Below are 13,142 nucleotides of genomic sequence, written 5' to 3'. Positions count from 1 at the left end.
TTGGTCACGTTCCTGTGTGGTAACGTAACGGAAAGCAGGTGCCACTCTTTTCGGGCCTGGTGGTTAAACCTGCGGAAACCTCAAACAATAACTTGACCCCAAGAGAGCCTTATCGCCATCCTAATGTCAAACCTTTTCCAAGCATTCAACAGCGGCTGAATGATGAGTATTGATCGTATTTCTGGCAAAGAAGTCAAAGAGATGGTTCGCGAGGGGGCGAAGAAGCGGATGAGTTTCGCCTTCTGCCTGGACGCCAGCAAGGACCCGCTTCTGATGATTCAGCCGGGTAAGAAACCGGAAACCCTGAAAACACCGATGAAGAATGCGGGCGGCGGCCCGCCCATGGCCTGGGGCACCTATGTGGTGCGTTCCGGCGACATGGAGATGATCTGCGAAAGCGCGCCGCAGCGCATGGTCACCGAGCTCAAAAAATTCTTCAAGCGCAACCCGGCCAAGGTCAACGTGCTGTTCTACGATGACGGCGGCAACCTCCTGGACAGCCTCAAACCCGAGGCCTCCGGCGGCCAGGTGACAGAGGAAGACGCCTCCGACATTTCCGCCACCGGCATCGACGCCAAGGCCATCGCGCCGCTGAAGCGCCGCCTGAAACGCATCCAGCCGCGCATCGGCCTCGCCCCCGGCCCGCTGGAGCTGAAGCTGAAACGCGCCCTCGCCAAATCGGTCAGCCTGATCAACGACGGCCGCCTGCAGGAGGCCGAGACGATGATCGTGGTGATCGAACGCGCCGTGGCCCGCATCGGCGCCGACCGCGAGGATGAGTCCAAGTCGATGAAGCGCGGCCAGCGCGAAATGGACCAGCGCTCCCTTGGCGCCCAGGTCAAACGCGCCCAGTCGCTGCAGGCCAATGTCGCCCGCGCCCCGGGCAAGGCCCGCGACCGGCTGGGCCGCGCACTGCATGTGGCCGCCCGGCACCTGAAACGCCGCGACCTCGATTCTGCCCGCGACGCGATGGACAAGATTGAAAAGGCCCTGACCGCCCTGGTCTGACCCCGAACGCAGCCCGGCCCGCAGCGGTTGCGGGCCGGGCATCCACCGGAACCCGGAGACCGTGATGCCCATGACCCGCCTGCTGACTGCCCTCGCCCTGATCTGCCTGCCGCTCACCGCCGCCGCGGAAACCGGCCCGCTGCACGTTGAGCTGAACAAGACCGAAGAAATCGAGGGCGGCGGCTGCCGCGCCTTCTTCCTGTTCCGCAACCAGACCGGCAAAAGCTTCGAAGGCTTCGAGATGTCGCTGGCGATCCTCGACGGCCAGGGCGTGATCGACCGCCTGCTGTCGATCGACGCCGCCCCCCTGCCCGTCCAGCGCACCACCCTGAAACTCTTTGAGATCCCGGAAACCGCCTGCAGCAACATCTCCGAGATCCTGCTGCACGACATCACCTCCTGCCAGCCCCAGAACGAGGATCAGATGGACTGTTTCCCGATCCTGGAGCTCACTTCCCGCGCTGCCGCGCCGCTGGTGAAATAAGCCATGGCCGGCACCTGGGATATGCTCGGCACCGGCGGGCCAGTGATCGTGATCCTGGCCCTGATGTCGCTTCTGTCGCTGACGGTGATTGCCGTCAAACTGATCCAGCTCTGGCCGGTGCGCTCCGGCGGGCAAGCCCGCGAACAGGCGCTGACTCAATGGAAGGACGGCGACCGCAAGCAGGCACAGGACAGCATTGCGGGCGGCAAATCCCCCGCAGACCGCGTCATGACCTACGCCATGCAGGCCCTGCAGGAGGGTCTGCGCGGCCCGCTCCTGCAAGACGAACTGCAGCGTCGCGGCAATGAGGAGGTGAGCCGGATGAATTCCCTCATCCGCCTCTTGGAACTGATCGCCATGGTCTCGCCCCTGCTCGGCCTCCTCGGCACCGTCCTCGGCATGATCCAGTCATTTCAGGAACTGGAACTGGCGCAGGGTGCCGCCAATGCCTCGGTCCTCGCCGGCGGCATCTGGCAGGCGCTCCTGACCACCGCCGCGGGCCTGCTGGTCGCCATCCCCGCCGCCATCGCAGCAGGGCTTTTCGCCGCCCGCATTGACGCCGCCGCGCAAGCCATCGAAAGCGCCGCCGGCCGCCTGCTGCTGATCGACGGGTCACGCTGACACGGGGGAACGCCGCCATGATGATCAACCGGCCCGCCCGCCCCCGCGCCCTGATTTCGCTGGTGCCGATGATTGACGTCATGCTGATCCTCTTGGTGTTCTTCATGGTGACCTCCACCTATCTGAACCTCGACATGATCCCCGCTGTAAAACCGTCCGAGGCCACCGCCGCGGGCAGTCCCCAAACCCCGGTCGGCACCCTGATGATCCGCCTTGGCGCTGACGGCGTGCCGGTGCTGCGCGGCACCGCACTGGACGCGGCATCCCTGCAATCCACCCTCTCCGCCGCCGTCGCGAACGAACCGCTCACCCAGGTGGTCATCCTCCCCTCCGGTGCCGCGCAGACCCAGGCGCTGATCACCGTGATGGACACCGCCGCACTGGCCGGGGTCACCCGCCTGCGCGTCTTGCGGCTGGAGGCGGCACAGTGAAACTCAACCGCCCCGCCCGTAACCCGCATTCTGAGACCATCATCGCCCTGATCGACGTGGTGTTCTTCCTCTTGGTGTTCTTCATGCTGATCGGCCGCATGGACGCCACCGCGCCCTTCGACGTGCGCCCCGCCACTGCGGTCACAGGCCGCGACATGCCCGCAGGCGGCATCACCCTCGCGGTCTCCGCCAGCGGCGACCTGGCCCTCGACGGCGAAGCGATTGCCCGCGACGCCCTCTCCCCTGCCCTCTCAGCCCTCTTGGCAGACGACCCTGCCTTACGCCTGCGCATCAACGCCCACCGCACAGCCGAACTGCGCAACGTGCTGCCGCTGGTAGCCCAGGGCGAAGCACTGGGATTCACTGACGTGGTGCTGGTGGTCACCCCGGAAACCGGCGGATGAGCCGCGCCCCGGCCATATGGGCACTGGGGCTTGCCGCCTCCGCCGTGGTCCACGCGGGCGGCGCCGGCGCGCTGCTGATCTCACTCACCCCAGACCCGCTGCCGCAGCAGCCCACGCCCGAAAGCAGCCTCAACCTCCAGGCCCACCGCATCCCAAGGTCTGAGGCCGTGCCGCAAGCGGCAGAGAGTGAGCAAGCCCCTGAAAGCCAAGCCCAATCCCAAGGCCTCGCCGCAGGCAGCATTCCGCAGTCCAAGGCGCAGCCCAAGGCCCCAGCCGCGGACACTCTCACCCCGGCGGCAGCCAAGGCTCCCGCCGCCGCGCCCGCCCAGGCACCGGCAGACCGTCTCGCCAGCGCCGCGCCCGCGGCTGCCGCCCTGCCCGCCGCCGCAATGGCCCCTGCCCTGCCGCTCACCGGTACCGCAGCTCCGCTGGCCACCGTTCCTGCCGCACAACCGGACACAGCCGCCCTGCCGCAGACCGCGCCAGCCAGCCAGCCCAGCCCCCAGGCACAGCCGCAGGCCACCGCCCTGCCCGGCACTGCCCCCAATCCGCAGCAAACCCCGCCTGCAACCCCGGACGCCCCCCGCATCAAGGCCGCACTGGCGTTCCAGGGCGGCTCCGGCGACATCGACCCGGTCTCCCTCGCCGCCTTCCAAAGCTTCATGCAGCCCGGCGATGCAGTGGCAGAGGGCGATCCCCTGCGCGACGGCGTCTCCGGCATCCTTGCCGCCGTGCCCTGCGCCCGCCTGCAGGTTGCCTTTGTCCCTGAAACCGCCACGCTGGAGGTCCGCGGCCACCTGCCCGAGGATGGCCTGCGCAGCCCGGTCCTGGCCGCGCTTCAGGCACAGATGGGCGCTGACATCACGGTATCGGACCAGATGCGCCTGCTGCCCCGCCCGCAATGCGGCGCTCTGGCGGGTATTTCGAACGTCGGCCTGCCGCAAAGCACCGATCAGATCACCAATCCGCTCTTGGTCGGCAGCGACGCCCACGCCCGCGTTCTCGACTATTCAGGCGGCGAGCGGCTGTTCTTCGACCTCACCGCACCGGACTACCCGGCCTATGTCTACGTGGATTACTTCGACGCCGGCGGCGCGGTGCTGCACCTCTCTCCAAACGAGCTGGTGCCTCTGGCAGAAGCCGCCCCCAAAACCGCCCTGCGCGTCGGTGCCAAGGAGGCCGGAGATCCCGGCCTGCAGATCACCGTCGCGCCGCCCTACGGCCAGGAAATCGCCGTCGCCTTCGCCGCCTCGCATCCGCTCTATGACAGCCTCCGCCCCCTCAGCGAACCCGCGGAACCTTATCTGGAATTCCTGCGCGCCCAAGTGGCCGCCGCCCGCGCCGAACACGCGGATTTCAAAGGCGAATGGGTCTATTTCCTGATCACCACCCACGCCCCGTGACGCCCAAGCTCTCCCGCGCCGGCAGAACCGTCCTTTTCCGGGTCAAGGGCTGCGCCAGCAGCCGCGCGGCACGCGCGGTTTACCCTTGACGCGAAAAAGGATGGAACACCATGGACATAGCGCCTTAAGGGCAAACCTGCCCTTAAGCGCTTCTCAGCAATACCAGCCCAGGCTTCTGCACGGCACCCCGCTTGCCCTTCCAGCTCCACGCTGTGCACAGCACAGCGCCACGCCCAACCAGAGCGGTGCATTTTTCAAATGCACCTGCACGGGCGGGAGTCCTCCCCTGCCCTGCCGGTTCAGAACCAGGAAATTACTGGCAGCCGCCCGCGGCCCAGCTCTTCAGCACCTGTTTCAGCGCCCCGCCAAACGGGTGCTGCTTGCCCAGGGAGCGCTGCATGTTGAGGCTCAGATACGTGTTGCCCTGGGTGCACAGACGGTCCCGTGTCCACTGGTGGCAATTGCCGCAGGACTGGCCCTTCCAGTAGCTGTCCGGCAGGCCTTCGACGGGTGGAAACGACGGCGAGCGGGTCACCACCTCCGCCAGCGTCAGCCCGGAAATCTCCGCAACACCCGTGTGCAGCGGGCTTGCATAGGTCACAGGCCCAGCCTCTGCCAATTGCACCGCCTCCTGCTCCACCTCCGGCACCACAGCCGGCGCGTCACCGCCCGCCGCAGGGTCCTGCCCGGTGCCTGCCGCCAGCGCCGCAACCTCAGCCGCGGCCATTTCAGCGAACTGCCCCTCAGGGTAAGCCATCAGGTAAGCCTCATAAGCCGCCTTGCTGCCATCCCCCTGCGCCGCCTGGTACATTGCCGTCTCCGCGTCCTGCACCGGGTCCGCGGGCGCCTCTGCAACCGCCGCCCCACCTGTTTGCAGCTCCTCCTGCACCAGCTCCGCCAGCAGCACCCGCGCCTCATCAGCATAGCGGCCATCGCCATAGCCGCGCAGGAACAGCATGATCTGCATCGCATCCCGCGATGCCTTGACCGAAGCCCAGACCTGCGCCTCTTCCATTTCCGCCGCGCTTATCACTGGCTCCGGCGCCGCCGCCGCAAAGGTGAAATCACTCACCAATGAGGACGTGTCCCAAGGCGTCTGCCTGCCGCCGCTCTGCTCCAGCACCGCCCGGCGCACCTGCTTGAACACCTGCTCGACCGGCGCCCCCGGCACCGTGATTTCACGCGCCAGCGCCTCGGTGAAGGGGCTGTTTGCCCCCTCCCCGTCCAGCGCCACATCACCCGGCGCGGTGGCATAGGCCAGGAAGGTGCCGGTCGGCGCCTTCATCTCCGCAAGACCGCTTGCATTCAGATCCGCCACCGCCTCAAACGGATTGTTGCGGCAGGCGTCCAGGATCACGATATTGGTGCGGTTCCTGGCCGAGGCCATCTGCCGCAGAACCGACTGCGCCTCAATCGCCATAAGGTCCAGATCCGCCGCATCCGCCAGCGCCACATCAACCGGCAGCAGGTAGTTGCTGCCAAAGCTCTGCACCCCGTGGCCGGCATAGTAGAACAGCCCCGTCGCATCCTCGCCGGCGCTGCGCAGCTTGCGGCCGAACTGGGCAATCGCGCGCTTCATCTCGATCTGCTTGGCATCCGCTGCCAGGGTCACGTCAAAGCCCAGCCCCTCCAGCACCTCTGCCATCAGCCGCGCATCGCGCACCGGATTGTCCAGCGCTGAGACCGCGCCATAGCTGGAGTTGCCGATCACCAGCGCCAGCCGCTCCTCAGCCAGCGCCATCGCGCCCCAGCAGGCCGCCGCAACTGCCAGCAGCATCAGCCGGACCCGGATCATCAAAACTTGCACCTGTCTGCTCCACTTCCCGCCCCAGCATCCGTCCGCGCAGGGCTGCTTCCCAATTCTTAAGGGTATTTGGTTACCAAACTATCGCGTCCCTTGCGCCCGGCAGCAACTCTGCGGTTAGTCTGGGCGCATCATTTCTGCCCTGGCCCGCAGGCCGGGACCTCACTTCCAGAAACCCGGATGGACCCGCATGTACCGCTTAACCCTTTCAATCATAACAATTTTCCTGCTCCTCATCCGCCCGGCACTGGCCGCCGGCCCGTTTGAGGGCGGCTGGCAGCTGACCCCCGAATCCTCTGCCATCCGATTCATATCGATCAAAAAAGGCAGCATTGCGGAATCCAGCCGCTTCGCCGTCTTCTCCGGCAGCATCTCCGAGGCCGGGGAGGCCAAGATCCACATCGCTCTGGACTCTGTCGACACCTCCATCGACCTGCGCAACGTGCGGATGCGGTTCCTGTTCTTTGAAACCTTCACCTACCCGGAGGCCGTGATCACAGCCCGGATCGATCCGAACCAGATCACTGATCTCGCCGCAGTGCAGCGAAAACAGATCGACCTGCCCGTCACCCTGTCGCTGCATGGCGTCACCGCCGATCTGATCATCCCGGTAGCGGTAACACTGCTGGGTGAAAACCGGGTTGCCGTCGCCACCGTGCAGCCGGTGATCCTCAAGCTGGAAGACTTCAACCTGATTGCAGGGAAGGAAAAACTGGAGGAAGCCGCAGGCGTCACCATCACCCCGGTGGGGCTTGTCAGCATGGACCTGATGTTTGACCGCACCGGTACAGCCACAGCCTCTGTCCCCGCGGGGACAGTCACCGCAGGCGCCTCTGCAGCGCTGGAAGCCAGCGGCGATTTCAGCCGCGAGGCCTGCACCGGCCGGTTTGAAATCCTGTCGCAGGGCCGCAGCGTCAACTTCGCGCCCTCCACTGCCCGGCTCGATGCCAATTCCCGCGACTTCCTGAACAGCCTGTCGGACATCATCCGCCGCTGCCCCGGCATGGTGGTTGAGGTCGGCGGCCACACCGACAGCCAGGGCAAGGCGGCCTGGAACATGACGCTGAGCGAGAAACGCGCCGCGGCGGTGAACCAATACCTTCAGCAAATGGGCATCCCGGCAGAGCGCCTAGTCGCTGTCGGCTACGGCGAAACCACACCGCTGGTGCCCAATGACACGGTGCAGAACCGGGCCCGGAACCGGCGGATTGAGTTCAAGGTTCTGAACTGAACCACTGCTGTCCCCGCGGGGACAGCACTTGAAAACCTGCAGGACCCGGCCCTCAGGCCGGGTCTTTCTTTTGACCCGCGCTGCATCCCGCAGGTGTTTTGCGCATCTGTCCCCGCGGGGACAGGCTGGGTTTTCAACGAATACACAAGGGATACAATGCCCCACTCTACGGCGGCTCTGCCACACAGAAAGGCAGGCGTTTCCACCCGCTGCCAACAACCTCTCCAAGAAAACCGCAAGCGGTTTCAGCAGCGGCCAGCCTCGCCTTTCTGACCCTGTCCGGCGTTGTCCCCGCGGGGACAAAACGCAAATCCCGGGCGGAGCAATCAGGTTTCACCCGCCTGTCCCCGCGGGGACAGGTTACCCGCCTGACACGCTGCGGCAGGCGGAGCGCCCATGAACCAGCTGCGGGTTGCTAGGCCCAAACGGTCAACCAGACGGGTATGGCGTCATCGCAGGGTGGGCGTTTCCGCCCACCGCAACCGGTATCCAGACACCTGTCCCCGCGGGGACACATCATGAAAACATGCTCAAACAAGCGGATTAGGCACTGAATCTATCCCTTCGTCCCGCCCATCAGACCTGCCTGTCCCCGCGGGGACACCTGCTGAAAACCCGTTTCGCGCCGCCACCGGGCAACAAAAAGGCCCGGCATTTCTGCCGGGCCTCCACCATTTTCCGATGCTGTCCCCGCGGGGACAGGCGTGTCAGCTGTCTTCTTCGAGGGCCGCAAAGAACGCAGCAATCGCGCCTTCCAGCTTGTGCCGGTCGATCTCCGAGAAGTCGCGCTCCATCGCCATTTCGATCTTGCCGTCACGGGCCTGGCAGCGGACTGTCCCCGCGGGGACAGTGCAGCGCAGGGTGGTCTTGGCCACACCGGGGCGCGGTGCAGAAGCCGCGCGCGGCGCGTTCTTGCGCTTGCCTTCGGCAAAGCTGCGCAACACTTCCAGCTCCGCTTCCTCCGTTGCGGGCTGCACCCGCGCCAGCGTGTCACGCAACACCTGAGCGTTCATCGCGTCCGCTTCCAGCCGCTTTTTCAGCTCCAGACCCAGCGCCCGGGGAATCGCTTCGGCGAACTTCAGATGGTCGCCCACCGCTTTCAGCACCTGGGCGAAATGGCGGATATAGATTCGCTTCTGGCGGCCGGCAGAGGCGTAGAGGTCATTGACCGCATCCTCGATGGTCTCTGCGCCGGTCTGGGTGTCCTCGGCATAGCGCAGTGCCAGCTGAGCCATCTCGGCAAAGGAGATGTCGCGGCGCACCAGGTTCTCGTCCACCATCCGGCGGTAGAGGGTCTGCAGCGTGTCGCCATTGGCCACCAAACCCGCGGGGATATGCGCGTAGGAGTGATCGTCGGTTTCGTTCAGCAGCTCCCAATAGGCCTTCATCCGGCGGTAGCCCTGGATCAGCTCATACTGGCCGTTCTCCAATGGCTCGACCCGGATCGGGTTCGAGAGCCCCACCGCCTTGATCGACGCTTTCAGCTCCTCCAGGTCCGGATCGCGCTCCTCCTTGCGGTCGCGGATCAGTTTCTTGGTGCAAATCATGCCGATCGGGATCCGGTCGACCACCAGCCCCAGCTTCTTCAGCCGCACAAACTCATGCGCCAGCCGGTCGTTTTCATCGCGGATTTTCTGCTCCGCCTCTGCCCGGCTGCGCAACGCATCTGCGTTCTCGGAGATCGCGGTGGCCATCGGCCCGCGGCGCGGTTCAGACGGTTTGCGCATCCGCTGGTCCGGCTTCTGGACGGCAGTCTGCGCGGGGGCAGTTTTTGTTTCAGAGGGTTGGTTTGGTTCAGTCGGGAAGTCGATGTCGAAGACTCTGCGTTTACTCATGCCTCATCCTCCAGTTTTTCCCAGGCTTCCAGCGCGTAGGCCTTGAACTCGTCATAGGCCTGATCAAACGACGCCCGCGCACGGCGCCAGGTTTCGCGTGTCATATCCCGGTAATCGATTTCGTAGATGGAACTTAAGAAGCGGCCCGATTGTTCGACTGCGCGGGTCATCTCGATCGGGTGCTCCGTCATCCTACCCTCAAAAACCTTCATAAATGCCGAACGCATCGCACGGTGCAAATCGTTACCGCTTTCGTAACGGGTCAGAAGGAAGCGGACGTCCTGAAAAACCTTGGGCAAAGCAAATGTCCCCGCGGGGACAACGCCGTTAAAGGCGGACAAATCCTCCAGCGCCTCGGACAGCTGGCCGATGAAGGAGGTGGTGGAGTCATATTCCCAGTAACCGGGGCCGGAGGGGATATAGAGCATGTCGGCGGCAAAGACCGCGTTCATCGACTGGTAGCCGATGGCAGGCGGGCAGTCGAAGATCATCAGGTCGTAATCCTCAGACGGCAGCTGGTCGAGGTAGCGGGACACGGCCGCAAAGAACGACCATTCCGGGTTCAGGTGCCGGTACTGGGCGGAGGCGAATTCCACAAAGGCCGCATTGGCGCAAGAGGGGATGATGTCGATGGTCGGCCAGCTGGTGGGCTTGACGAAATCGCTGACCCGCAGGTCCTGCAGCCCCATGCCGGTGATCGCCTCGGGCAGCTGGCGCTGGGGCAGGGCGGTGCCGGACTCGGCGCCCTGCAGCGAGGCGTTCATCCGCGTGGTCTCGCGCACCAGGTCGCGGGCCATAATGCCCCAGACGGTGTAATCCTCGGTGACGTCGCTGAGACCCATGGAGTGGGACAGGGTGGCCTGCGGGTCGAAGTCGACGCAGAGCACCCGGTAGCCGTCCAGCGCCGCGGCATGGGCGAAATGCAGGGCCACGGTGGATTTGCCCGCACCGCCCTTGAAGTTGGAGATTGCCACCCGCAGCGCCCGTTTCCCCGCGGGGCGCTTGGGCAGCAGGGACTGCCGGTTGATCTTGATGCGGCGGCGCAGCTCGTTGATCTCCTCCAGCGAATACCAGCGCTGGCGGCCGTCCTCCTCCACATGGCCCTGGGGCAGGGAGGGGTCGGTGGCGAGCCGTCCCCGCAGGGTCGACTGGTTGACGCGGAAGATCAGCTCCGCCACTTCCCAGGAAGAGAACCGGCGCAGGGTCTTTTCCATTTCAGGGGAGAAAGTCTGCTGGCGGATCCAGCTTTGCATCTTCAGGGATTGGGCCTGCATCTTGGACAGGTCTTCGTGCGTAAACATCGCTGCTCCTTAGCCTCACACGGTGTTGTTTTTTGAAAGCGTCCATTTCTGCAGGACGCTAATTCAGCCTCAATATCCATTTACGCCGAATTTGCAAAAAACGCAAAAGCAAATATGGTTGGGATGAGCGTCCTGTCCCCGCGGGGACACATCTGCAAAAGGCCCAGTGAAATAAGGGCAGGGGCGATTCGTGAGGCAGGCGCCAAGCGATTCGTTTTACTGGATTTTTCTGGGGTTCAGACGCCAGATTTAGGGGGACACCCCGGATCGGGATACAGCAGATTGGGGGACATTTTGGCGCGAATAGGGGACATCCAAGCTGTCACCCAATACCATAGATACCAATTTTTCTTTCGAAAAAGGGATTGGGTCTGAATTCAATTCCCGCCAGCGCTTGACAGAATCGGAATTCCGGACGCAAATCAGGTACAACAAACAAATAGCGTTGAGTTCAGGGCAAACCGGCCAGCGCCATTCCCGGCAAAAACCCCGGGAGCACTTGAGGCAGCATATCCCGGCCCAGGAGGGCAGGGAGGGAGAAACGGGGGCAGCAATGCTTGCCAAACGGCCTGCGGGGCGCAACGCCTCTGCATTGAAGTATGACATCCTCACGGCGATGGGGGCTTATGCGCTTGGCCAGGGCAAGGGGGCGCAGAAGCTGGTTCTGCGTTTCATGACATTGATGACCGCCCGCTACAACTGGCAGCGCGATGAGCTGGCCGTCGGGCAGCGGGAGATTGCCCGGCTATGGGATGTGGACGAGCGTACGGTGAAGCGCGAGATGGCAAAGCTGCGCGGCTGGGGCTGGCTGGTGGTGAAACGCCAGGGCGCGCGCGGGCGGGTCACCGAATACGGCATTGATCTGGAACGGCTGCTGGCGGACACGCAGGAGCGCTGGGGCGCAGTCGGGCCGGACTTTGAGCACCGGATGCAAAGCAATGACGAGCCTGCACCAAATGTGGTGCCGCTGCGCCCCGGTGCGGTGCCGCCTGCGCCGGATGTGTCGGACGGCCATGAGTGGAGCCTTGCCAAGGCGGTGCTGCATGCAGAGGATCCGGCGAATTATGCCTCCTGGGTGCAGGGGCTGGAGCGCGCGGGCCGGGCAGGGGGGCGGCTGGTGCTGAAGGCGCCGAGCCGGTTCCATGCGAACTACGTGATGTCCCATCTGATGCCGCGGCTGCTGGCGGCCTGCCGGGATGTGGACAGCGGCGTCTCCGCGATTGTTGTGGAGGCGTGAGGCCGAAACCGCACGCCTGCGGTTGAACCCCTTGGGGCCAAGGCATTATGTGGGCGGGCAGGGGGCTTGGCGTAACCAGCCCCGCGGAACAAGGAGCAGCCGGACATGAGCGGCGCGCAAGACAAGATCTGTGTCATTGGCCTCGGCTATGTCGGGCTGCCGCTGGCGGCGGCGTTCGGGCAGCACCGGGCGGTTATGGGGTTCGATATTGATCCCTCCCGCATTGCCGAACTGCGCAAAGGCGCGGACCGCACGCGGGAGCTGGAGCCGGAGGAGCTGGCGGCAGCGGAATTCCTGCGCTTTACCTCGGACCCGGCGGAGATTGCGGACTGCTCCATCTACATCGTCACCGTTCCGACGCCGGTGGATGCCAGCCACCGCCCGGACCTGGGGCCGCTCTTGGCGGCATCGGCCATTGTGGGCAGCGTGCTGAAACCCGGTGATCTGGTGATCTATGAATCCACCGTCTATCCCGGCGCGACTGAGGAAGATTGCGTGCCGGTGCTGGAGGCGCGGTCGGGTCTGAAATTCAACGCGGATTTCTTTGCCGGCTATAGCCCGGAGCGGATCAACCCCGGCGACAAGAAGCGGCGGCTGAAGGATGTGGTGAAGGTGACCTCAGGCTCCACGTCTGAGGTGGCGGAACGGGTGGATGCGCTGTACCGCGAGGTGGTGACGGCAGGCACCCACAAGGCCGCAAGCATCCGGGTGGCGGAGGCCGCCAAGGTGATCGAAAACAGCCAGCGGGACATCAACATCGCGCTGGTGAATGAGCTGGCCAAGATCTTCAACAGGATGGGCATTGATACTCAGGCCGTGCTGGAAGCGGCTGGCACCAAGTGGAATTTCCTGCCGTTCCGCCCCGGTCTGGTGGGCGGGCACTGCATCGGTGTGGACCCCTATTACCTGACGCACAAGGCGGAGCAGCTGGGCTATCACCCGGAGATCCTGCTGGCGGGCCGCCGTCTGAACGACGGCATGGGCGCCTATGCTGCGGGCGAGATGGTCAAGGCGATGCTGAAACGCAGCCTGCCGGTGGCCGGCGCGCGGGTGCTGGTGATGGGGCTGACGTTCAAGGAAAACTGCCCGGACCTGCGCAACACGCGGGTGATTGATGTCGTCCGCAGCCTGGAGGAGTACGGCGCGGTGGTGGATGTGTTCGATCCCCATGCGGACCCGGCAGAGGCGCAGGAGGAATACGGCATTCCGCTGGTATCCGAGCCGGGGCAGGGGGGCTATGCCGGGGTGGTTCTGGCGGTGGCGCATTCCGAGTTCCGCGCGATGGGCGCACAGGCAATCCGGGCCTTGGGGTCCGAAGGTGCGCTGCTCTATGACCTGAAATATGTTCTGGCGCCGGACGAGGCGGATTTGCGGCTCTAACTC

12 protein-coding genes are annotated in these 13,142 nt (G+C 64.7%); 9 read left to right on the top strand and 3 right to left on the bottom strand.

Going from position 1 to position 13,142, the window contains the following annotated elements; genetic code table 11:
* The first annotated feature begins 159 nt into the window (after nt 1–159).
* The 6 genes from GC1_RS16575 (at nt 160) to GC1_RS16550 (ending at nt 4,351) form a co-directional block, all read left to right on the top strand.
* Nucleotides 160–1,008: a hypothetical protein gene (locus GC1_RS16575; RefSeq protein WP_237754622.1), complete on the top strand. Its 849-nt coding sequence runs from the start codon at nt 160–162 to the stop codon at nt 1,006–1,008.
* 64 nt (nt 1,009–1,072) lie between these two features.
* Nucleotides 1,073–1,492, top strand: coding sequence for a hypothetical protein (locus tag GC1_RS16570; RefSeq protein ID WP_019294463.1), 420 nt, complete (start codon nt 1,073–1,075; stop codon nt 1,490–1,492).
* Between the two features lie 3 nt (nt 1,493–1,495).
* Nucleotides 1,496–2,113, top strand: coding sequence for a MotA/TolQ/ExbB proton channel family protein (locus tag GC1_RS16565; protein WP_019294464.1), 618 nt, complete (start codon nt 1,496–1,498; stop codon nt 2,111–2,113).
* A gap of 17 nt (nt 2,114–2,130) precedes the next feature.
* Complete coding sequence (locus GC1_RS16560) at nt 2,131–2,544, top strand: ExbD/TolR family protein (RefSeq protein ID WP_019294465.1); 414 nt, start codon at nt 2,131–2,133, stop codon at nt 2,542–2,544.
* Nucleotides 2,541–2,948, top strand: coding sequence for an ExbD/TolR family protein (locus GC1_RS16555; protein WP_019294466.1), 408 nt, complete (start codon nt 2,541–2,543; stop codon nt 2,946–2,948). The genes GC1_RS16560 and GC1_RS16555 overlap by 4 nt, the downstream gene beginning before the upstream one ends.
* Nucleotides 2,945–4,351 carry a DUF4384 domain-containing protein gene (locus tag GC1_RS16550; protein ID WP_029204629.1) on the top strand — a complete coding sequence of 469 codons (1,407 nt, stop codon included), beginning with the start codon at nt 2,945–2,947 and terminating at the stop codon, nt 4,349–4,351. Before GC1_RS16555 ends, GC1_RS16550 begins: the two co-directional genes overlap by 4 nt.
* Nucleotides 4,352–4,664: 313 nt before the next feature.
* Here the strand turns inward: GC1_RS16550 and GC1_RS16545 are convergent, their stop codons facing one another.
* On the bottom strand, nt 4,665–6,146 hold the full coding sequence (locus tag GC1_RS16545) for a caspase family protein (RefSeq protein WP_019294467.1): 1,482 nt from the start codon (nt 6,144–6,146) through the stop codon (nt 4,665–4,667).
* A gap of 199 nt (nt 6,147–6,345) precedes the next feature.
* Between GC1_RS16545 and GC1_RS16540 the strand changes: the two genes are divergently transcribed.
* Nucleotides 6,346–7,386 (top strand): OmpA family protein, encoded by a 1,041-nt coding sequence (locus GC1_RS16540; protein ID WP_019294468.1) that lies wholly within the window; start codon nt 6,346–6,348, stop codon nt 7,384–7,386.
* 707 nt (nt 7,387–8,093) lie between these two features.
* Here the strand turns inward: GC1_RS16540 and GC1_RS16535 are convergent.
* Complete coding sequence (locus GC1_RS16535) at nt 8,094–9,221, bottom strand: ParB/RepB/Spo0J family partition protein (RefSeq protein WP_019294469.1); 1,128 nt, start codon at nt 9,219–9,221, stop codon at nt 8,094–8,096.
* Nucleotides 9,218–10,522, bottom strand: coding sequence for an AAA family ATPase (locus tag GC1_RS16530; protein ID WP_019294470.1), 1,305 nt, complete (start codon nt 10,520–10,522; stop codon nt 9,218–9,220). Before GC1_RS16530 ends, GC1_RS16535 begins: the two co-directional genes overlap by 4 nt.
* 553 nt (nt 10,523–11,075) lie before the next feature.
* On the opposite strand from GC1_RS16530, the gene GC1_RS16525 reads away from it, so the two are divergent.
* Nucleotides 11,076–11,759: a DnaA N-terminal domain-containing protein gene (locus GC1_RS16525; protein WP_029204630.1), complete on the top strand. Its 684-nt coding sequence runs from the start codon at nt 11,076–11,078 to the stop codon at nt 11,757–11,759.
* Between the two features lie 105 nt (nt 11,760–11,864).
* Nucleotides 11,865–13,139, top strand: coding sequence for a Vi polysaccharide biosynthesis UDP-N-acetylglucosamine C-6 dehydrogenase TviB (tviB, locus tag GC1_RS16520; protein WP_019294472.1), 1,275 nt, complete (start codon nt 11,865–11,867; stop codon nt 13,137–13,139).
* Nucleotides 13,140–13,142 lie beyond the last annotated feature (3 nt).

This window comes from Leisingera sp. ANG1 (genome assembly GCF_000203975.2).
Classification (GTDB): Bacteria; Pseudomonadota; Alphaproteobacteria; order Rhodobacterales; family Rhodobacteraceae; genus Leisingera.
The sequence above is the reverse complement of the archived record's forward strand: the minus strand, read 5'-3'. Positions and strand labels throughout refer to the sequence as shown.

Bases quoted from the DNA above. Each gene is read 5' to 3' on its own strand.
- GC1_RS16575 (WP_237754622.1), top strand. From the start codon at position 160: ATGATGAGTATTGATCGTATTTCTGGCAAAGAAGTCAAAGAGATGGTT.
- GC1_RS16570 (WP_019294463.1), top strand. From the start codon at position 1,073: ATGCCCATGACCCGCCTGCTGACTGCCCTCGCCCTGATCTGCCTGCCG.
- GC1_RS16565 (WP_019294464.1), top strand. From the start codon at position 1,496: ATGGCCGGCACCTGGGATATGCTCGGCACCGGCGGGCCAGTGATCGTG.
- GC1_RS16560 (WP_019294465.1), top strand. From the start codon at position 2,131: ATGATGATCAACCGGCCCGCCCGCCCCCGCGCCCTGATTTCGCTGGTG.
- GC1_RS16550 (WP_029204629.1), top strand. From the start codon at position 2,945: ATGAGCCGCGCCCCGGCCATATGGGCACTGGGGCTTGCCGCCTCCGCC.
- GC1_RS16545 (WP_019294467.1), bottom strand. From the start codon at position 6,146: ATGATCCGGGTCCGGCTGATGCTGCTGGCAGTTGCGGCGGCCTGCTGG.
- GC1_RS16540 (WP_019294468.1), top strand. From the start codon at position 6,346: ATGTACCGCTTAACCCTTTCAATCATAACAATTTTCCTGCTCCTCATC.
- GC1_RS16535 (WP_019294469.1), bottom strand. From the start codon at position 9,221: ATGAGTAAACGCAGAGTCTTCGACATCGACTTCCCGACTGAACCAAAC.
- GC1_RS16530 (WP_019294470.1), bottom strand. From the start codon at position 10,522: ATGTTTACGCACGAAGACCTGTCCAAGATGCAGGCCCAATCCCTGAAG.
- GC1_RS16525 (WP_029204630.1), top strand. From the start codon at position 11,076: ATGCTTGCCAAACGGCCTGCGGGGCGCAACGCCTCTGCATTGAAGTAT.
- tviB (WP_019294472.1), top strand. From the start codon at position 11,865: ATGAGCGGCGCGCAAGACAAGATCTGTGTCATTGGCCTCGGCTATGTC.